Source organism: Variovorax sp. EL159 (genome assembly GCF_900100965.1).
Lineage (GTDB): Bacteria > Pseudomonadota > Gammaproteobacteria > Burkholderiales > Burkholderiaceae_C > Variovorax.
Genome location: NZ_FMUJ01000007.1, coordinates 266,078 through 286,120, shown reverse-complemented (window position 1 = coordinate 286,120; position 20,043 = coordinate 266,078). Strand labels below are relative to the sequence as shown.

At 67.8% G+C, this 20,043-nt stretch carries 20 protein-coding genes; 19 read left to right on the top strand and 1 reads right to left on the bottom strand.

Annotation, left to right across the window (positions count from 1 at the left end):
* Window positions 1-17 precede the first annotated feature (17 nt).
* From gtdA to BLQ28_RS27055, 9 genes are all read left to right on the top strand, one after another.
* Window positions 18-1,106 carry a gentisate 1,2-dioxygenase gene (gtdA, locus tag BLQ28_RS27095; protein ID WP_093246503.1) on the top strand — a complete coding sequence of 363 codons (1,089 nt, stop codon included), beginning with the start codon at window positions 18-20 and terminating at the stop codon, window positions 1,104-1,106.
* 68 nt (window positions 1,107-1,174) lie between these two features.
* Window positions 1,175-1,879, top strand: coding sequence for a fumarylacetoacetate hydrolase family protein (locus BLQ28_RS27090; RefSeq protein WP_093246415.1), 705 nt, complete (start codon window positions 1,175-1,177; stop codon window positions 1,877-1,879).
* 65 nt (window positions 1,880-1,944) lie between these two features.
* Window positions 1,945-3,297, top strand: coding sequence for an MFS transporter (locus BLQ28_RS27085; RefSeq protein ID WP_256327477.1), 1,353 nt, complete (start codon window positions 1,945-1,947; stop codon window positions 3,295-3,297).
* A 61-nt stretch (window positions 3,298-3,358) separates the two neighbouring features.
* Window positions 3,359-4,567, top strand: a complete 1,209-nt coding sequence (locus BLQ28_RS27080) for a 3-hydroxybenzoate 6-monooxygenase (RefSeq protein WP_093246414.1) — start codon at window positions 3,359-3,361, stop codon at window positions 4,565-4,567.
* 53 nt (window positions 4,568-4,620) lie between these two features.
* Window positions 4,621-5,598, top strand: a complete 978-nt coding sequence (locus tag BLQ28_RS27075) for a Bug family tripartite tricarboxylate transporter substrate binding protein (RefSeq protein ID WP_093246413.1) — start codon at window positions 4,621-4,623, stop codon at window positions 5,596-5,598.
* 83 nt (window positions 5,599-5,681) lie between these two features.
* Window positions 5,682-6,659, top strand: a complete 978-nt coding sequence (locus BLQ28_RS27070) for a Bug family tripartite tricarboxylate transporter substrate binding protein (protein ID WP_093246412.1) — start codon at window positions 5,682-5,684, stop codon at window positions 6,657-6,659.
* Complete coding sequence (locus BLQ28_RS27065) at window positions 6,659-8,008, top strand: FAD-dependent oxidoreductase (protein WP_093246411.1); 1,350 nt, start codon at window positions 6,659-6,661, stop codon at window positions 8,006-8,008. The genes BLQ28_RS27070 and BLQ28_RS27065 overlap by 1 nt, the downstream gene beginning before the upstream one ends.
* Window positions 8,009-8,060: 52 nt before the next feature.
* Window positions 8,061-8,774: a hypothetical protein gene (locus tag BLQ28_RS27060; RefSeq protein ID WP_093246410.1), complete on the top strand. Its 714-nt coding sequence runs from the start codon at window positions 8,061-8,063 to the stop codon at window positions 8,772-8,774.
* A gap of 111 nt (window positions 8,775-8,885) precedes the next feature.
* Window positions 8,886-9,770: an acyl-CoA thioesterase gene (locus BLQ28_RS27055; RefSeq protein ID WP_093246409.1), complete on the top strand. Its 885-nt coding sequence runs from the start codon at window positions 8,886-8,888 to the stop codon at window positions 9,768-9,770.
* On the opposite strand, the gene BLQ28_RS27050 is transcribed toward BLQ28_RS27055, so the two are convergent.
* A complete protein-coding gene (locus tag BLQ28_RS27050; protein ID WP_093246408.1) occupies window positions 9,757-10,491 on the bottom strand; it encodes a GntR family transcriptional regulator in 735 nt (244 codons plus the stop codon). The genes BLQ28_RS27055 and BLQ28_RS27050 overlap by 14 nt on opposite strands.
* Window positions 10,492-10,637: 146 nt before the next feature.
* On the opposite strand from BLQ28_RS27050, the gene BLQ28_RS27045 reads away from it, so the two are divergent.
* Genes BLQ28_RS27045 through BLQ28_RS27000 form a run of 10 tightly spaced genes read left to right on the top strand, consistent with a single transcriptional unit; the run spans window position 10,638 to window position 19,969 of the window.
* Window positions 10,638-11,417 carry an SDR family NAD(P)-dependent oxidoreductase gene (locus tag BLQ28_RS27045; RefSeq protein ID WP_093246407.1) on the top strand — a complete coding sequence of 260 codons (780 nt, stop codon included), beginning with the start codon at window positions 10,638-10,640 and terminating at the stop codon, window positions 11,415-11,417.
* A gap of 43 nt (window positions 11,418-11,460) precedes the next feature.
* A complete protein-coding gene (locus BLQ28_RS27040) occupies window positions 11,461-12,687 on the top strand; it encodes an ABC transporter substrate-binding protein (protein ID WP_093246406.1) in 1,227 nt (408 codons plus the stop codon).
* Window positions 12,688-12,700: 13 nt separating this feature from the next.
* Complete coding sequence (locus BLQ28_RS27035; RefSeq protein ID WP_093246405.1) at window positions 12,701-13,603, top strand: branched-chain amino acid ABC transporter permease; 903 nt, start codon at window positions 12,701-12,703, stop codon at window positions 13,601-13,603.
* A complete protein-coding gene (locus tag BLQ28_RS27030) occupies window positions 13,600-14,583 on the top strand; it encodes a branched-chain amino acid ABC transporter permease (protein ID WP_093246404.1) in 984 nt (327 codons plus the stop codon). Before BLQ28_RS27035 ends, BLQ28_RS27030 begins: the two co-directional genes overlap by 4 nt.
* The gene (locus BLQ28_RS27025) at window positions 14,580-15,356 is read left to right on the top strand and encodes an ABC transporter ATP-binding protein (RefSeq protein ID WP_093246403.1); all 777 of its coding nucleotides are present in this window, start codon (window positions 14,580-14,582) and stop codon (window positions 15,354-15,356) included. Before BLQ28_RS27030 ends, BLQ28_RS27025 begins: the two co-directional genes overlap by 4 nt.
* Window positions 15,349-16,068, top strand: coding sequence for an ABC transporter ATP-binding protein (locus tag BLQ28_RS27020; protein ID WP_093246402.1), 720 nt, complete (start codon window positions 15,349-15,351; stop codon window positions 16,066-16,068). The genes BLQ28_RS27025 and BLQ28_RS27020 overlap by 8 nt, the downstream gene beginning before the upstream one ends.
* 25 nt (window positions 16,069-16,093) lie before the next feature.
* Entirely contained in the window at window positions 16,094-16,843 is a 750-nt protein-coding gene (locus BLQ28_RS27015; RefSeq protein ID WP_093246401.1) for an SDR family NAD(P)-dependent oxidoreductase, read from the top strand.
* 24 nt (window positions 16,844-16,867) lie between these two features.
* Window positions 16,868-17,611, top strand: a complete 744-nt coding sequence (locus BLQ28_RS27010; RefSeq protein WP_093246400.1) for an SDR family NAD(P)-dependent oxidoreductase — start codon at window positions 16,868-16,870, stop codon at window positions 17,609-17,611.
* Window positions 17,611-19,335 carry an FAD-dependent oxidoreductase gene (locus tag BLQ28_RS27005; RefSeq protein ID WP_093246399.1) on the top strand — a complete coding sequence of 575 codons (1,725 nt, stop codon included), beginning with the start codon at window positions 17,611-17,613 and terminating at the stop codon, window positions 19,333-19,335. Before BLQ28_RS27010 ends, BLQ28_RS27005 begins: the two co-directional genes overlap by 1 nt.
* Window positions 19,336-19,360: 25 nt before the next feature.
* Complete coding sequence (locus BLQ28_RS27000) at window positions 19,361-19,969, top strand: glutathione S-transferase (protein WP_093246398.1); 609 nt, start codon at window positions 19,361-19,363, stop codon at window positions 19,967-19,969.
* Window positions 19,970-20,043: the final 74 nt, after the last annotated feature.

Genomic DNA, 20,043 nt, shown 5'->3' with positions numbered 1-20,043 from the left:
GGAGACAAAAAACCGCCATGAACCCCGCACCGCAAGACAAAGCCCCCGCGCCCGCCCCGGCCAACGCCGCCGAGCGCCGCGACTACTACGCGCGCATCCGCCCGCTGAACCTCTCGCCGCTGTGGGAGTCGCTGCACGCACTGGTGCCGCGCGAACCGCAGACGCCCTGCGTGCCCGCCCTGTGGCGCTACGACGAGATCCGCCCGCTGCTGATGGCATCGGCCGACCTCATCACCGCCGAGGAGGCCGTGCGCCGCGTGCTGGTGCTCGAAAACCCGGCGCTGCCCGGCAACGCGTCGATCACGCAGTCGATCTACGCGGGCCTGCAACTCATCATGCCGGGCGAGGTCGCGCCTTCGCACCGCCATGTGCAGTCGGCGCTGCGCTTCATCGTCGACGGCAAGGGCGCCTACACCACGGTGGGCGGCGAGCGCACCACCATGCACCCCGGCGACTTCATCATCACGCCCTCGTGGGCCTGGCATGACCACGGCAACGAAGGCATCGGCGGCGTGACCGAGCCGGTGGTGTGGCTCGACGGGCTCGACATTCCGATGCTGCGTTTCTTCGACGCCGGCTTCGCCGAGAACGACGATGCCAAGGTGCAGCACGTGTCGCGGCCCGAAGGCCACAGCCTGGCACGCTTCGGCCACAACATGGTGCCGGTGCGGCACGACCATGTATCGGCCACCTCTCCGATCTTCAACTACCCCTATGCGCGCAGCCGCGACGCATTGGCCCAGCTGCAGAAGCAGGAGGCGCCCGATGCATGGCTGGGCCACAAACTGCGCTACATCAACCCGCTGACGGGCGGCTCGCCGATGCCGACCATCTCGACCAACCTGCAGCTGTTGCCCAAGGGCTTCGCCGGCAAGACACACCGCGCGACCGATGGCACGGTGTACAGCGTGGTCGAAGGCCACGGTACCGCCGAGATTGCCGGCCAGCGCTTCGAGTTCGGCCCGCGCGACACCTTCGTCGTGCCGTCGTGGGCACCGCTGCGGCTGTTGTCACCGGCCGAAGACACGGTGCTCTTCAGCTTCTCCGACCGCCCCGTGCAGCAGGCCATGGGCATCCTGCGCGAAGCCTTCCTCGAAGACGCCTGAACACAGGCGCATCTCTTTTTCTTTTTCACTTGTTCGACCGTGTGCCGCCACGTGCGGCAGGAGCCCCCATGTCCTTCGTTTTCATGCCCCCTTCCATCGTCGGCCTGCCCATCGCCGGTTCCGACAAGCTGTTCCCCGTGCGCCGCGTCTACTGCGTCGGCCGCAACTACGCAGCGCATGCGCGCGAGATGGGGTTCGACCCCGACCGCGAACCGCCTTTCTTCTTCTGCAAGCCCAATGACGACGCCTCGGTGGTGCCCGTGGCCGAAGGCCAGACCGGCGCCATTCCGTACCCGCCGCTCACGAGCAACTACCACTACGAAGCCGAGCTGGTCGTCGCCATCGGCAAGGGCGGCAAGGACATCCCGGTCGAGCAGGCCGCCAGCCACATCCACAGCTACGCCGTGGGCCTGGACATGACGCGCCGCGACCTGCAGATGAAGATGCGCGAGCAGGGCCGCCCCTGGGAAATCGGCAAGGCCTTCGACTTCTCGGCGCCCATCGCACCGCTGCGCACGCTGGCCGACGTGGGCGAGATCAATGGCGGCGCCATCACGCTCGAAGTCGATGGACAGGTGCGCCAGAACAGCGACATCACCCACCTGATCTGGTCGGTGAACGAAGTCATCGCCAATCTCTCGACGCTCTTCACGCTGCAGCCCGGCGACCTGATCTTCACCGGCACGCCAGAAGGCGTGGGCGCGGTGAAGCCGGGCCAGACGATCAAGGTGAGCATCGAGCGGCTGCCTTCGCTCACCGTTCGCATCGACTGACACGACACGACAGCACTCGCCGGAACGCGAGCCGCCCGGGAACACAACGACAAGGAGACATCCACGTGCCAGCCGTCCCATCCACCATCGACGTCGCCAGCTTCATCGATCAGCGCAGGGTGTCGCCCTACCAGATCATGATCGTGGTCCTGTGCTTTCTGATCGTCGCCATCGACGGCTTCGACACGGCCGCGATCGGCTTCATCGCGCCGGCCATCCGGGCGCAGTGGCAGCTGGCGCCGGCTCAGCTCGCGCCGGTCTTCGGCGCTGGCCTGTTCGGGCTCATGGTGGGCGCGCTGACCATCGGGCCCTTTGCCGATCGCTTCGGCCGCCGGACGGTGCTGCTGCTCAGCGTCTTCTTCTTCGGCCTCATGAGCCTGGTGTCGGCCTGGTCGACGTCGCTCGACATGCTGATCGTGCTGCGCTTTCTCACGGGCCTCGGGCTCGGCGGCGCCATGCCCAATGCGATCACGCTGACGGCGGAGTACTGCCCCGAGAAGCGGCGCTCGCTGCTGGTCATGACGATGTTCTGCGGCTTCACAGTCGGCTCGGCGCTGGGCGGCCTGGCATCCGCCGGCCTTGTCGAAGCTTACGGCTGGCATTCGGTACTCGTCGTGGGCGGTGTGCTGCCGCTGTTGCTGCTGCCGGTGCTGTGGGTGTTGCTGCCCGAGTCGGCCCGTTACCTCGTCACCACCGGCAAGCGCCTAGATGAAGTCACGCGCACGCTGCGGCGCATTTCGCCCCACACCGATTTGCAAGGCGCCACCTACAGGCTGCCGCCGCGCCCGCCCGCTGGCTCGCCGGTGTCGCACCTCTTCAGGCCCGACCTGTTGCGCGGCACCTTGCTGATGTGGCTGGCCTTCTTCATGAGCATGCTCATCATCTATCTGCTGTCGAGCTGGTTGCCGACGCTGCTCAAGACCACCGGCGTCAGCCTCAAGACCGCGGCGCTGATCACCATGATGTTCCAGGTGGGCGGCACCCTGGGCGCGATCGCCCTGGGGTGGCTGATGGACCGGGCCAACCCGCACTACGTGCTGGCCGTGGCCTATGTGCTCGCCGCTCTTTTCATCGCCGCCATCGGCAGCTTCACCGCAACGCCGTGGCTGGTGGGAACGGTGGTGTTTCTGGCCGGCTTCTGCGTCTCGGGTGGGCAGGTCGGTGCCAACGCGCTGTCGGCGGCCTTCTACCCTACCGATTGCCGCGCGACCGGCGTGAGCTGGGCCAACGGCATCGGGCGCATCGGGTCGGTGGTCGGCTCGATGGGCGGCGGCGCGATGCTGGCCATGGGCCTCACGCTGCCCGCCCTGTTCGCGGTGGTCGGCATTCCGGCCATCGTCGCGGGGCTGACGCTGGCCATGCTGGGCGTTCATCGGGCGAGGACGCAGCGGCTTGCCTCCCATGCCGTGCGCGCCTAGAGGCGCCTGAACATCGAATGACCCGTTCCCCAGAGAAGAGATACGCAAGGAAACCATCAAGATGACGTCGACCCGAGTCAACCCCACCGTGCTGCTCGTCGGCGGCGGCATCGGCGGCATGGCCGCCGCGCTCGCGCTGGCCCGGCTGGGCGTGGCCATCGACCTGCTGGAGCAGAGCGCCGCCATCGGCGAGATCGGTGCCGGCCTGCAGCTCGGCCCCAATGCCTTCGCGGCGCTCGATGCGCTGGGCGTCGGCGAGGCGGTGCGCAAGGGCTCGGTGTTCACCGACCGGCTGGTGATGATGGACGCGGTCGATTGCAGCGAGGTGGCCTCGGTGCCGGTCGGCGAAGCCTTCCGCGCGCGCTTCAAGAATCCGTATGCGGTGAGCCACCGCGCCGACCTGCATGGCGCGATCCACGAGGCGGTGAAGCAGCATCCGCTGATCCGCTTCCACACCTCGGCGCAGGTCGAATCGCTCGACATCGGCGCGGGCGGCGTGACGGCCATCACGCGCGATAGCCGGCGCTTCAGCGCCGATGCCATCGTCGGCTGCGACGGCGTGAAGTCGGTGGTGCGCGCGAAGCTCATCGGCGATGCGCCGCGCGTCTCGGGCCATGTGGTGTATCGCGCGGTGGTGCCGGCGGCCGACATGCCGGCTGACCTGCGCTGGAACGCGCCCGTGGTCTGGGCCGGCCCCAACTGCCACCTGGTGCACTACCCGCTGCGTCATGGCGAGCAATACAACCTGGTCGTCACCTTCCACAGCCGCGACAAGGAAGAGTGGGGTGTGACCGACGGCAGCAAGGAAGAGGTGCTGTCGTACTTCGAGGGCGTGCATGCGCGCCCGCGCCAGTTGCTCGACCGGCCCACGTCGTGGCGCCGCTGGAGCACCGCCGACCGCGATCCGGTCGCGCGCTGGAGCGACGGCCCGGCCACGCTGCTGGGCGACGCGGCGCATCCCATGATGCAGTACCTCGCGCAGGGCGCGTGCATGGCGCTCGAAGACGCGGTGACGCTGGGCGAAGCCGTGAAGGCCTGCGACTTCGACATGGCCGCCGCGTTCAAGCTGTACGAGGCCGCGCGGGTGGCACGCACGGCGCGCGTGGTGCTGTCGGTGCGCGAGATGGGCCGCATCTATCACGCCAGCGGCGTGGAGCGGCTGGTGCGCAACAGCCTCTGGGTGGGGCGCACGCCCGAGCGCTTCTACGATGCCGTCGAGTGGCTGTACGACTGGCGGCCCGCGCATTGCCTGGACGACGCGCCGCGCTGAAACCCGTTCCCTTCATCATCACCATTCGAGGCCGAAGGCCCAGGAGACAAAGCATGAAATTTCCGCGCGCACTGCTGACCGGCATCCTTGCCCTGACCGCCACCACGGGCGCGTTGGCGCAGGCCGGCGACTTTCCGAACAAGCCGGTGACGCTGGTCACGCCCTTCGCGGCCGGCAGCGGGCCCGATGCGGTGCTGCGCCTGGTGTCCGACAAGCTCTCGCGGCTGTGGGGCCAGCGCGTGCTGATCGACAACAAGCCCGGTGGCGGCGGCTTCATCGCCATCGACCAGGCACGCCGCGCCGCGCCCGACGGCTACACGCTGCTGCAGCTCGACAGCGAGCACATCGCCGCGTTGCCGCACCTGTACAAGTCGAAGAACTTCGTGACGCTGCAACACTTCGACCCGGTGGCTTCGCTGTTTCGCACACCCTTCTTCGTGGCCGTGGCCAGCGATTCGAAGTGGAAGAACATGAGCGACCTGATCGCCGCCGCCAAGGCCGAGCCGGATGCGATGGTCTACGGCTCGTGGGGCGTCGGCAGCCCCGGCCACCTGGGCGCGCAGCAGCTCGAGGCACTCACCGGCATCCGCATGCGGCACGCGCCGTACCGCGAGGTGTCGCAGCTGTTCTCGAACGTGGGCGCCGGCGACGTGCCGTGGAGCTTTGCCAGCATTCCGTCGAGCCAGGGCATCTACAAGGCCGGCAAGCTGCGCTACCTCGCCATTGCCGCGCCCAGGCGCATTCCGCAGATGCCCGACGTGCCGACCATGGCCGAGGCCGGCGGCCCGGCGTCGCTGGAGGTCAATTCCTTCGTGTCGCTGCTCGCGCCCAAGGGCGTGCCGGCGGCCATCAAGTCGAAGATCAATGCCGACGTGGCGCAGGTCATCGCCGACCCCGAGATCCGCGCCCGCTTCGACACCTTCGCCTTTGAGCCGCTGGCGTGGTCGCCCGAGGAAATCGGGCGCAATGCCGAGGCCAAGTCGAAGGTGTATGGCGAGCTGGTGCGCAGGGGCAACATCAGCCTCGATTAGCAAGGGCGCGGCTTGCCCGCTGTCTTGCTCGACAGTTAAGCTGCCTCTCTTTTGGTTTTGACAACTTTTTCACACTTCTTTTCATGCAAGCTACCAAGAGAGCTCTTTTGATCGCCTGCGGCCTGGCCGCCGCTGCCGCGCTGCCGCTGACCGCCAGTGCCGACAACAACACCTGGCCAACCAAGCCGATCCGCCTGCTGGTGGGCTTCCCGGGCGGCTCCACGCCCGACATCGCCGCGCGCACCATCGCCGAGCCGCTGTCGAAGGTGCTGGGCCAGCCGATCGTGGTCGACAACAAGGCCGGCGCTTCGGGCAACATCGCGGCCGACCAGGTGGCCAAGGCCACCGACGACCACACGCTGGGCATCGTCATCAACGGCAACCTCACGTCGTCGAAGATGCTGTACGCCAAGCTGCCATACGACCCGGCCAAGGACTTCACCTACCTGTCGCTGATCGCGACCGCGCCGCTGGTGCTGGTGGCGCAGAACAACCTGCCTTCGGGCACCGCCTTCTTCGACGCGGGCCGCAAGGCCGGCGACAAGTGGAACTACGGCTCGGTGGGCATCGGCTCGGTCGGCCACCTGGGCATGGAACTGCTCAAGACCCGCGTGCCCGGCTTCAAGCCCGAGCACGTGCCCTACCAGGGCAACCCGCAGGTCATCACCGCCATGCTGGGCGACCAGGTGCAGATGGGCCTGATTCCGCCGGGCGTGGCCATGCCGCAGATCAAGGCCGGCAAGCTCAAGGCCATCGGCCTCACGGGTGGCCGCAGCGCGCTGGTGCCCGAGATTCCGCCGCTGTCGGACGCGGGCGTGAAGGACTTCAACCTCGAGGTGTGGGTGGCGCTGCTCGGCCCGGCCAACCTGTCGAAGACCGCGCAGGCGCGCATCAGCCAGGCACTCGAAGGCGTCATGAAAGACCCGGACGTGCGCCGCAAGCTCTTCGAGCAAGGCTGGCAGGCCGTGGGCACTTCGCCGGACGGCATGCGCACGCGCGTGAACGAAGAGGCGGCGATCATGACCAAGATCATTTCCGCACGCGGCATCAAGTTGCAGTAATGACCGCCCAGACCCTGCATGAGCCGGCACGCGAGCTGCCGGTCTTCGGTGAATACGACGTGGTGGTGGTCGGCGGCGGCCCCGCCGGCATCGCCGCCGCCGTGAGCGCCGCGCGCCACGGCGCCAACACGCTGCTGGTGGAGCGCTACGGCTTTCTCGGCGGCATGGGCACGGCCGGCGGCGTGACCAACTTCGCGGGCCTGTACGGCAAGCGCAAGGGCGAGATGACGCAGCTCGTGCACGGCGTGGTCGACGACCTGATCGACCGCATCGGCGCGCTCAACGGCATGAACGCGCCGCAGGACGGCATGGGCGGGCGCATCCGCGTGCGCTCGTACGACACCTCGGCCTACAAGCTGGCGGCCGACCAGTTGCTCGAAGCCGCTGGCGTCAAGCTGCTGTTCCATGCGTTCGCGGCGGCGGTCATTCACGACGGCAACCGCATGGCGGCACTGGTGGTCGAGACCAAGTCGGGCCGCCAGGCGATCCGTGCCAATGCCTTCATCGACGCCAGCGGCGACGCCGACGTGGCCGCCTTCGCGGGCGTGCCCTTCGAGGTGGGCGACGGCCACGGCAGCGGGCTGTTCCCGACCACGATGTTCCGCATCGGCCAGGTCGACGCACCGGCCGCGCTCGAAGCCGTGGGCGAGTTCAAGGCCATCAACGACGTCATGGCACGCGTGCAGGCGCAAAAGCCGGGCACCTACAAGTTTCCGCGCGAAGGCGCGATCCTGCGGCCCAACAAGGACCCGCGCGAATGGCGCGCCAACGTCACGCAGATCCGCAACGCGCAGGGCCATGCGATGAACGGCGTGGACGCGCGCGAACTCACCGAAGGCGAGCTCGAAGGCCGCAGGCAGATCAGCGAGTACTTCAAGTTCCTGAAGGCCGAGGTGCCGGGCTTCGCCGGGTCGGCCATCGTGGAGATCGCGCCGCAGGTCGGCATCCGCGAGACACGGCGCATCCAGGGCCTGTATGCGCTGCAGCGCGAAGACATCCTGGCGTCGGCGAAGTTCGACGACAACATCGGCCTGAATGCCTGGCCGATGGAAATGCATGCCGACGGCCGCATCGAGTGGGCTTTCCCGCGCGACGAAGCCAATGCCTACAACCACCTGCCATGGCGCATGCTGGTGCCGCGCACGCTGGACAACCTGCTGGTGGCCGGGCGCTGCGCCTCGATGACGCACGAAGGCCAGTCGGCCGCGCGCGCCAGCGGTGGCTGCTTCGTCATGGGGCAGGCCGCGGGCACGGCAGCGGCATCGCTGGGCCGCACGGCCTTTGCGGCGGTGGATGTGCCGGCGCTGCAAAAGAAGCTGGCCGCCGACGGCGTGGACCTGGACCGCTGAACGACGCGCCGTGCACGCCAGGCACGCGGATGGCGCTAGAGTCCGGGGCTTGATGAACTCGAACCCCGGACGAAAAGTGCACTTTCTTTCGTTGTCGACCACCGCGCGTCGCATCCTCCTCGCTCTTTCCTGCGCCGCCCTCGGCCTGATGCTGTCGGCTTGCGCCAGTACACCCGAAGGCCAGCCCGTGCACGGCAAGGACCGGATACTGAGCCTTGTCGCGGCCAAGGACGGCCGCAAGATCGCCATTGCCGGCGACACCTACCACTACGTGTTCGACGGCGACCCGTCCGTGGCGGCGCTGCTGCGCTGGGAAGGCCGCACCAAGATCACGCCCGCCCTGATCGGCGAGGTGAAAGTGGCGCGCAACCAGAGCTTCGAGGGCCAGTACATGCTGCTGGCCTTCGACGCCGACCTCACGCCCGAAGACCGGGTCTTCCTGATCCAGACCGGCTTTGCCAGGGCGGAGATGAAGTACGGCGACCGCACCGGATCGGCGCTGCGCTACTTCGGCACCATCTACGGCAAGCGCTATGCGGCGGCGCCGCTGAAGTCGGCCGACACGGTCGATTTTGCGAAGCGCTACTACGTCAATTTCGTCGAGCAGGAAACGCTCAGCGGCGCCTTCACCAAGGCCGCGCCCACGCCGCTGGTGTATGCCGACGACGGCTCGATGCTGCTGGGCGGCGTGCCCGTGCGCGTTGTTCAGGGCGGCACCGACTACAGCTGCCGCGCCGGCCTCATGGGCTTCTGCTTCTACAAGTAAGAGGCGCTCTCTGAACGGTCCGACGGCCTGACCGACCCGCGACAGCCCGCGGGCCCGGCCTTTGCTATGGTTGCGGGTTGCACTTTTTTTGCGTTGACCGCTCCCGCCCCGATGACCACCGATCCCGCCCCCGCTACCCGCCTCGTCGACGAACTCGTCGCCCTCATGCAGCTCGAGCCGCTCGGGGGCGACCGCTTCCTGGCGCAGAGCGAAGACATCGGCACGCCCGCCGTGTTCGGCGGGCAGGTGCTCGGCCAGTCGCTGATGGCCGCCAGCCTCACGGTCGGCGCCGAACGGCCGGTGCATTCGATGCACGCGTACTTCCTGCTGCCGGGCGAGCATGCCCCCATCGAATACAGCGTCGACCGCGTGCGCGACGGCCGCAGCTTCACCACCCGCCATGTGGTGGCGCGCCAGCAGGAGCGCATCATCTTCGAGATGTCGGCCTCGTTCCAGACGGTGGACGACGGCATCGAGCACCAGTCCGCCATTCCCCAGGTGGACGGCCCCGAAGGGCTGCCGAGCGAACTCGACCAGCGCATCGCCCTGGGCGACCGCCTGCCCGAGCGCTGGCGCGTCAAGGGGCTGGAGCCGCACGGCATCGAGTACCGCCGCGTCGAACCCGAAGACCTGCTGACGCCGGCCGTGCGCCCGTCCGAAAGCGCGATCTGGATGCGTGCCATCGCGCCGCTGCCCGACGATCCGATGGTGCACCGCGCGCTGCTGGCCTATGCCTCCGACCACGGCCTGCTGCGCGCCGCGATGCTGCCGCACGGCCTGAGCTTCATGAGCGGGCAGGTGCGCCCCGCGAGCCTGGACCACGCGATGTGGTTCCACCGCGATTTCCGCATGGACGACTGGCTGCTCTACGTGCTCGATTCGCCCAGCGCGAGCGGTGCGCGCGGGCTGTGCCGCGGCAGCCTCTTCACGCGCGACGGCCGGCTGGTGGCCTCCACCGCGCAAGAGGGCATGCTGCGCATCGTCAAGCCGCGCTGAGGTCTCCGAGATCGCCTGCCGCGAGCGGCGACGGCGCCGCGCCATCGCGGCTGCGCTCGTCCAGCAGCCGCTGGTAGTTGTCGCGCAGCAGGATGCCGGCGTAGTACACGTGCTCGCGCATCAGCTGCTCGGCGCGCGCCGCGTCGCCCGCGATCACCGCCTGCACGATGCGGTGGTGGTCGTCGTGCGAACGCAGGATCACGCCGTGGTCGTTCCACAGCATGATCCGGTCCGACGCGAAAGGCACCGCCTGCGCCTGCGCGCCGAAGCGCACGATCCACTGGTTGCCGGCGCCGTGCATCAGCGCGTTGTGCAGCTTCACGTTCATCTGCTGGTAGGGCGCCAGGTCTTCGACCAGCAGTTGCCCCTTCGCAAGTATTTCGTCGCCTTCGCGCAGGCACGCCTGCAATAGCGCGGCGGTCGGCTTGTCCACGCCCAGCGCCGCGAAGCGCCGGCAGGCCAGACCCTCCAGCACCGAGCGCACTTCGTAGGCCGCCAGGATGTCTTCGAGCGCGAACGAGCGCACCAGGTAGCCCTTCTTCGGCTGATGGTCGATCAGCCCTTCCATCGCCAGCGCGGCCAGCGCGGCGCGCACCGGCGTGCGCGACACCTTCAGGCTTTCGGCGATCGGCACTTCCTCGACCCGCATGCCGGGCGCAAGCCGCCCGTGAAGGATCCAGGTGCGCAGCGTCTCTGTGACTTGTTGGGAGAGTGTGTCCATGTCAGGTATACATGATGCCAGTGAATATAAGAATTAAGGCGTGATATTAGGGTTAACGAGGACTGTAAAAAGTATCCATGTATACACAATGCGGCCCTCGATCAACTTTCACGCCGCACCGACGCGGCACGGAGAACTCGCAGCCCATGGCGGAACATCATGCACAAGCACCCGGCCGGCTGGCCCTCGTGACCGGCGGCGGCCGCGGCATCGGCGAGGCCGTGTGCCGCCGCCTCGCGGCCAGCGGCTTTCGCGTCGTCGTGGCCGACATCGACGGCGACAACGCGCGCAACGTGGCGCAGTCGCTGGGTGAAGGCCATCACTTCCGCCAGTTCGACGTGAGCGACGAAGCCGCGGTCGAGGCCGCGTTCGACGGCATCGAAAGCCAGCTCGGCCCCGTCGCCGCGCTGGTCTGCGTGGCCGGCATCCTGCTGATGCCCGGCGGCGAGCGCTCGCTCATCAAGGACACCTCGCTCGACGACTGGGAACGCACCTTCGCCGTGAACGCGCGCAGCGTGTTCCTGTGCGGCCGCGCCTACCTGCGCCGGCGCGAGGCGCTGCCCGTGGCGCATGGCCGCATCGTCACCTTCGGCTCGGTAGCGGCGCAACTGGGCGGCTACCGCTCCAGCGCGACCTACATCGGCGCCAAGTCGGCGGTGCTGGGCCTGACCAAGGCAATGGCGCGCGAATCGGCGCACATGGGCATCACCGTCAACTCGGTGGCCCCCGGCCTGATCGACACCGACATGCTGCGCGGCACCGTGCAAAGCAGCGGCGCGCTGACCGCCGCCGCCGCCAACATCCCGCTCGGTCGCATCGGCACGGTGGACGACGTGGCCGGCGCGGTCGACTACCTGGTCTCGGAGCAGGCGGCGTACATCACGGGCAACGTGATCGACGTCAACGGCGGCTACCGCATGCAGTAAGCGGGCGGCGCCTTTCACTCACACATACCAACGGAGACAGCTCATGAAAAAGAACCCTCTGATTCCCGCCCTGGCACGCGTGGCACTGGTCGCCGCACTGTCCACCCTGACGGGCGTCGCCTTTGCGCAGGCCGAGCCAGGCGTGACCGACAAGACCATCAAGATCGGCATGTTCTCGCCGATGTCGGGCGCGTCGATGAACTACGGCTTCGACGTCATCAACGCCGCGAAGATGTACTACGACAAGATCAACAAGGAAGGCGGCGTGAACGGCCGCAAGATCGAACTCGTGGTCGAAGACGACCGCTGCAACGCCAACGACCTGCTGGCCGCGGTGAAGAAGCTCACCGAACAGGACCAGGTGTTCCTGCTCAACGGCGGCTCGTGCTCGGCGGCCGTGGTGGGCGCGCGCGAATACGTCGAGCGCGCGAAGATCCCGCTGGTGATGCTCAACGCCTCGGGCGACGGCGCGCTGTATCCGCCATCGAAGTACATCTATGGCGCGTTCTCGATCTCGCAGCACGCGGTGGGCGGCTCGATGGTGCAGTTCGCGAGCGAGCACCTCAAGGCCAAGAAGATCGGCTACATCAACCACGACGACGCCTACGGCGGCTGGAACCTCGAGTCGGCGCAGGCACAGGCCAAGGCGCTCGGCGGCATCGACCTGCAGGTGCAGTCGGTCAACCCGAACATCACCGACGTCACGGCGCCCATGCTGAAGATCAAGGCGGCCAACCCCGACGTGCTGCTGCTCACCACCTATGCGCGGCCCGTGAGCCTGATCGTCAAGCGCGCCTTCGAGCTGGGCTTCAACAAGCCCATCGTGCTGGCCGTGAACTCCACCGCCGACCTGAAGCAACTGGTCGAGAACGTGGGCAACAAGGACGCCTTCAAGAACGTCTACATCCAGGAAGTGCTGGCCGACATGCCCGGCGGCCCCAAGCTGAAGTGGGTGTACGACATGTACAAGGCCGCGTATCCCGAGCTGGCTTCCAAGCCTGGCCATCCGCAGGCCTACATGCCCTACGGCATTCCGCCCGCGATGGCCGTGGTCAACGCCCTGAAGGCGGCCGGCCCCAACCCCACGCGCGAGAAGGTGCTGACGGCGCTCTCGACCATGAAGTTCGACTCCGGCGTGATGGCCGGCCCGATCGAGTTCGGCCCTGACGACCGCGCGGCGCAGGAGTCGGCCATCTACATCAAGTTCGACGGCAGCAACATGGCCCTGGTGCCCGGCAGCTACAAGAGCGTGTGGAAGTACAAGCCCTGAGGGCCGGCGCGACATGAGCCTTTCCGACATCTGGCTGTTCGTCCAGCAGGGCGTGCTGTCCGGCATCGTCACCGGCAGCGTCTACGCGCTGCTCGCGGTGGCGATCGTCATGGTCTTCAAGACCACCGACGTGCCGAACTTCTCGCAGGGCGAGATCTTCATGGCCGGCGGCTACGCCGCGCTCTTTCCGCTGGTGGTGTGGGGCTGGCCCTACTGGGCCGCGGTGCTCGCGAGCATCGTGGTCACCGCCATGCTCGCCGCCGCGTTCCAGCGCGTGGTGATGCAGCGCGTGACCGCCTCGCGCGGCGTCGGCGTGCAGCTCGTGATTGCCACGCTCGGCTTTGCATACCTGCTCAAGGGCCTGGTGCGCAAGACCGGCCTGGGCGACACGCCGCGCTCGCTGCCTTCGCTGGTGCCGCAAGACCCGATCATGATCGGGCAGGCCTCGCTCACGCTGCTCGACCTGGCCATCTTCGGCTCGGCCGTGGTGGTGATGGTGCTGCTGTATTTGATGTTCACGCGCACCCGCACCGGCCAGGCCATGCGCGCGGTGGGCATGAACCCGCGCGGCGCGCAGATCGTGGGCGTGAAGCTCGGCACCATCCGCATGAAGATCTGGGCGCTCACGGGCGTCATCTCGGCCATTGCCGCGCTGCTCATCACGCCCAAGATCCTCATCACGCCCGACATCGGCCACATCGCGATCCTGGCCTACGCGGCCGCCATCGTCGGTGGCTTCACCAGCCTGCCGGGCGCGGTGGTCGGCGGCTTCGTCATCGGCATCGTCGAGAACCTGGTGGGGCTTTTCATTTCGTCCAACGCCATCGTGGTCGCGCCCTTCGTGGCGATCATGGTGGTGCTGCTGGTGCGTCCGCAAGGGCTGCTCGGCGGCAAGCCTCAGGTGAAGAAGGTATGAGCGCTTCGACAGTTTCGTCCCCGTGGTGGGACCGCGCGGTGCTGCTCGGCATGGCCGTGGTGCTCGCGGTCCTGCCCTTCACCACCAGCGGCTATGTGCTGTACGTGGTCAACCTGCTGATGGTGTTCTCGGTGCTCGCGCTGGGCATGCACCTGGTCATCGGAGAGACAGGCCAGTTCGCGCTGTCGCACGCGGCCTTCTTCGGCATCGGCATCTATACGGCAGGGCTCATCAACAACCAGTGGCAGCCGCCGTTCTTCGTGTCGATCCTTGCGGGCGCCGTGCTGTCGGCCGCGCTGGGCTGGGTGATCGGCCTGCTGGCGCTGCGCATGCGCGACATCTACCTGGCGTTGGCCACATTCGCCTTCGGCGAGGCGATGCAGTGGGTGTTCTTGAACTGGGAGTCGGTGACCAACGGCTCGAACGGCTTGCAGATGAAGCCGGCCTCGCTCGGCGGCTACCAGCTCATGAACGACCTGCAGGCTTACCCCTTCGTCATCGCCATCGCGGCGCTGATGCTGTGGCTGACCGTGGCGCTGTCGCGCTCGCGGCTGGGCTCGTCGTTCCGCGCGGTGCGCGAGAGCGATGTGGCGGCCGTGGCGATGGGCGTGAACACGCGCACGGTGAAGGTCACGGCCTTTGTGCTGTCGGCGGCGTTCGCGGGCGTGGCGGGCGGCATGTACACGCTGTTCACCTCGTTCATTCATCCCGAGAGCCTGGGCTTTCAGACCACCATCCTGATCCTCACGATGGTGGTTGTGGGCGGCCTCGGTTCGGTGCGCGGTGCGGTGGCCGGTGCCATCGTGTTCGGCCTGGCGTCGGAGCTGCTGCGGCAGGCCCCGTCGTACCAGGAAATCATCTACGGCGGCATCCTCATGCTCTTCATGATGTTCCTGCCCAAGGGCATGGCGTCGCTGTTCACGGCGCGTCGCAAGGCGCAGCGTGCGACTTCCGTGAATGCAACGGAGAAGCACGCATGAGCGCCACTGCATTCCTCGACGTGCGCGACATCAGCGTGGTGTTCGGCGGCCTCAAGGCGGTGAACGGGCTGTCGTTCCAGGTGGAGCAAGGCCGCATCCACGCGCTGATCGGGCCGAACGGCGCGGGCAAGTCGACCACCTTCAACTGCATCTCGCGCTTCTACACACCGAGCAGCGGCAGCGTGACCTTCGAAGGCCGCGAGCTGACGAGCGTGTCGCCGCACCGCATGGCCTCGCTCGGCATCGCGCGCACCTTCCAGAATCTGGAGCTGTTCGCCGAACTGTCGGTGCTCGAGAACGTATTGCTCGGCACGCACTCGCGCGGCGCCAGCACGCTGGGCCGGCTGCTGCGCCGCCCCGACCGCGAAACCGAAGACTTCGCGATGCACCTGCTGGAGCGCGTCGGCCTGGCCGACGAACGCCACCAGCCGGCACGCGACCTCGACTTCGGCCGCCAGAAGCTGCTGGAGCTGGCGCGCGCGCTGGCCATCAAGCCCAAGCTGCTGCTGCTCGATGAGCCGGCGGCCGGTTTGCGCAACCGAGAGATCGAAAGCCTCGACCGGTTGCTGAAAGAGCTGGTGGCACGCGACGGCATCACCGTGCTGCTGGTCGAGCACGTGATGCAACTGGTGATGTCGATCTCGGACCGCATCACCGTCATGGCCTTCGGCGAAAAGATCGCGGAAGGCACGCCCGCGGAAATCGGCAGCAATGCGCGCGTGATCGAAGCCTACCTGGGCAAGGGAAATGGAAAGGGAGCCGCGCATGGCTGAAGCATTGTTGTCCCTGCGCGCCATCTCGGCCGCCTATGGCCGCATCCAGGCGCTGTGCGATGTGTCGGTCGACGTGCCCGAGGGCGAGATCGTCGCACTGCTCGGCAGCAACGGCGCGGGCAAGACCACCACGCTCAATTGCATCTCGAACCTTGTGGACTGCACCGAGGGCGAAGTGCGGCTGGACGGTGAACGCATCGACCGGCTGGGCTCCGACGCACTCGTCAAGCGCGGCATCGTGCAGGTGCCCGAAGGCCGCCAGGTGTTTCGCGACATGAGCGTGCGCGAGAACCTCGACCTGGGCGCGTATCTGCGGCGCGACCGCGCGGGCATTCGCAACGACCTCGAATCGGTCTATGCGATGTTCCCGCGCCTGAAGGAGCGCCAGCACCAGATGGCCGCCACCCTGTCGGGCGGCGAGCAACAGATGCTGGCCATCGGCCGCGCGGTGATGGCGCGCCCGCGCGTGATGCTGTTCGACGAACCGTCGATGGGCCTGTCGCCGCTGCTGGTGGAGCAGATGTTCGAGATCATCGAGCGGCTGCACCGCGAACAGAAGATCACCATCCTGCTGGTCGAACAGAACGTGCAGCTTGCGCTGGCCGTGTCGAGCTACGGCTACATCCTCGAAAACGGCGAGATCTCCTTGCACGGCCCCGCCGCGCAACTCGCGAACGACGAGGCCGTGCGCCGCGCCTACCTCGGCGTCTGACGGCGCCACCCTGAAGGAAATTCCCATGCTCCTCAAAGACAAACTCTCGCTCGTCACCGGTGCCGCGCGCGGCCTGGGCGAAGCCATCGCGCGCCGCATGGCGGCCGAAGGCGCACACGTGCTCGTGGTCGACCGCGACCTGGCCGTGGCCCAACAGGTGGCTGCGTCGATCCGCGAAACCGGTGGCCGCGCCGATGCGGAGAGCGTCGACGTGAGCGATGCGATGGCGGTCGATGCACTCGCGGTGCGCGTCGCGGCGTCGCACGGCGACATCGACGTGCTGGTCAACAACGCCGGCATTTCGGCGCGCTCGAAGTTCGACGAACCCGGCGCGCGCGAAGCCTGGGACCGCGTGATGTCGGTCAACCTGCAGGGCGTGTTCAACGTCACGCAGGCCTTCGTGCCGGCGCTCAAGCGCACGCAGGGGAACATCGTGAACCTGTCGTCCATCGTCGCCTTCGGCGCGGGCATCTCGTCGGCCGGCTACGTGGTGGCCAAGGGCGGCGTGCGTTCGCTCACGCAGGTGCTGGCGCGCGACCTCGCACCGCACGGCGTGCGCGTGAACGCGGTGGCGCCGGGCCTGATGGTCACCGACATGACGGCTGGCCAGCGAGAGACCGAACACGGCACCGATTGGTACATGAGCCGCGTGCCCATCAAGCGCCACGGCGAGGCCGACGAGATTGCCGGGCCGGTCGTCTTTCTTGCGTCATCGATGGCCAGCTACGTCAATGGCGTGGTGCTGCCGGTCGATGGCGGCTACCTGGCGGTCTGAGCACCGCCGCACATCGGAACAACCATGAACAACAGCAGTACAGAGAAGCCGCTCGTCCTCGTGACAGGCGGCGCCAGCGGCATGGGCCGCGCCATCGTCGAGCGCATGGCGCGCGATGGCTGGCGCGTGGTGATGGCCGACTTCAACGGCGAGCTGGCCGAGCGCGAAACGCAGGTGCTGCGCGCCGCCGGCCTCGACGTGGAATGCCGCGCCATCGACCTCACCGACGAAGCGGCGGTGCGCGCGATGGTGCAGCAGCTGCCGCCGCTCGCGGCGCTGGTCAACAACGCCGGCATCTTCGACGAGCGGGCGTTTCTCGACGTGACTTCGGCGGACTTCCGCCGCATGTACGAAGTGAACCTGCTGGCCGTGGCCACGCTCACGCAGGAGGCCGCACACAAGATGGTGGACGGTGCGCGCATCGTCAACATCGCGTCGCGTGCCTACCTGGGTGCGAAGAACCACGCGCACTACGTGGCCTCGAAGGCCGCGCTGGTCGGCTACACGCGCGCCAGCGCGATGGAGCTGGCGCCGCGCGGCATCATGGTCAACGCCATCGCACCGGGGCTGATCGACACACCGCTGCTGCGCGCACTGTCGCCCGAACGCTTGGCCGCGCAGCTTGCGCTGCAGCCCACGGGTGCAGCCGGCCGGCCCGAAGACATCGCGCATGCGGTGGCCTTCTTTGCATCGCCCTCGACCTGCTTCGTCACGGGGCAGGTGTTGTTTGTCGATGGCGGCAAATCGCTGGGAGGCTCCGGGTCCTGATGGCACAACAACAGCAACAACAAGAAAAGACCGCGTACGACGTCGTCGTCATCGGCAGCGGCGCGGGTGGTCTTTCCGCCGCGCTCACCGCAAAGCTCGAAGGCCTCGACGTGCTCGTGGTCGAGAAGACCGACCGCATCGGTGGATCGACCGCCATCTCGGGCGGCGCCGTGTGGGTGCCGCTCAACGACCAGGCCGAGGCGGCCGGCCACCCCGACACGCGCGGCAAGGCCTGGACCTACCTGCAGAACACCGTGGGCGCGGCCGGCGACGAAGACCTGCGCCACGCATTCCTCGACGCAGGCCCGCTCGCATTGCGCTACCTGCGCGAACGCACCGACGTGCAACTGGCCGCGCGCACCTATTCGCCGGACTACTACCCCGACCGCGAAGGCGCCGCCATGGGCGGCCGTTCGCTCGACCCCATCGAGTTCGACGGCCGGCTGCTCGGTGCGCACTTCAAGACGCTGCGCGATCCGCTGCCCGAGTTCTGCGTGCTCGGCGGGATGATGGTCAACATGACCGACGTGAAGCACCTGCTCGGGGTCTGGCGCTCGCTCGCATCGTGGAAGCATGGCGTGAAGCTGGTGCTGCGCTACTTCGGCGACCGCCTGAGCGGCCATCACCGCGGCACGCGGCTGCTGCTGGGCAATGCGCTGGCGGCGCGGCTCTTTCACAGCGTGCTGAAGAAGGGCATTCCGTTCTGGCTGAACACGCCGGCGCTGGGGCTGGAGAAGGACGCCACGGGCGCCGTCACCGGCGTGCGCCTGCGCCGCGACGGCAAGGAGCTGACCGTGCACGCGCGGCGCGGCGTGGTCATCGCTACCGGCGGCTTTCCGTGGAACGCGGCCATGCGCGGCCAGCACTACCCGGCGCCCACCGGGCCGTATTCGATGTCGCCGCAAGACAATGCCGGCGAAGGCATCGCGATGGCGCGGCAGGCCGGCGGTGTGCTCGGCACCGGCCACACGGGCCCGGCGCTGTGGGCGCCCGTCTCGCTGCTCACGCGGCCCGACGGCAGCGTGCTGCGCTACCCGCATCTGGTGTGGGACCGCGCCAAGCCGGGGCTGATCGCGGTCGATGCGCGCGGCGAGCGCTTCGTCAATGAATCGACCTCGTACCACGAGTTCGTGCGCGGCATGTACCGCGCGAATGCCAATGCCACAGCCATTCCCGCGCTGCTGGTGTGCGACAGCGCCTTCATGGAGAAGTGGGGCCTGGGCCTTGCCTTGCCCGGTGGCCGTCCGCGCGAGCATCTGGTGCGCGCCGGTTATCTCTATCGCGCCGACACGCTCGAAGCACTCGCGCAGCAGGCGGGCGTGGACCCGTCCGGGCTGGCGCGCACCGTCGCCAAATTCAACCCGCTCGCCGCGCAAGGGCAGGACCCGGTGTTCGGCAAGGGCGGCGATGCCTACAACCGCTACCTCGGCGACCCGGACCATCAACCCAACGCCTGCCTTGCGCCAGTGAAGCAAGCGCCGTTCTATGCCGTGAAGGTGTACCCCGGCGACATCGGCACCGCGCTCGGCATTCGCGCCGACGGCAACGCCCGCGCGCTCGATGCGCAGGGCGAGCCCATCGCGGGCCTGTATGTGGCCGGCAACGACATGCACTCGGTCATGGGCGGCGAGTACCCTGCGCCGGGTATCACGCTCGGGCCCGCGCTAACCTTCGGCTGGGTGGCGGGCATGCACCTGGCACACGGCGCGGCAGAACACGGCTGAACAACATCACTTCTTCTTCACCATCATGAAAATCTTCTTCTCTCCCGCTTCCCCCTTCGTGCGCAAGTGCATGGTCGTGGCACACGAGCTGGGCATTGCCGACCGCATCGAGAAGCTGCCGAGCGCGGCCGGCCCGGTGAAGCGCGACGTCACCATCATTCCGAAGAACCCGCTGGGCCAGGTGCCGACCTTCCTGACCGACGACGGCCAGGTGCTGTTCGACAGCCGCGTGATCTGCGAGTACCTGAACGCCACGCAGTCGGGCAAGCTGTTTCCGGCCGAAGGCGCCGACCGCTGGGCACGCCTCACGGAACTGTCGCTGGCCGACGGCATGACCGGTGCCGCACTGCTCGCGCGCTACGAAAACGTGCTGCGCCCCGAGGAGCTTCGCTGGTCCGACTGGACCGACGGCCAACTCGCCAAGGTGAGCACCGGCCTTGAATGGCTCGAAGCCGCGGCGCCTTCTTTTGGCGATCGCGTCGACATCGGCACCATCGCTTTCGCCTGCGCGCTGGGCTACATGGACTTTCGCTTTCCCGCCGTCGACTGGCGCGCCGAGGCGCCGAACAGCGCGAAGTGGTTCAAGGTGTTCAACCAGCGCGCTTCGATGCAGGCGACGTTGCCTACGGCATAGGCCGGCTTCGGTTCGTTGCGTTGCGTTGCGTTGTGCGGTTGGTGGGTGAGCTGTGCTGTTCAGGGCGACGCCCA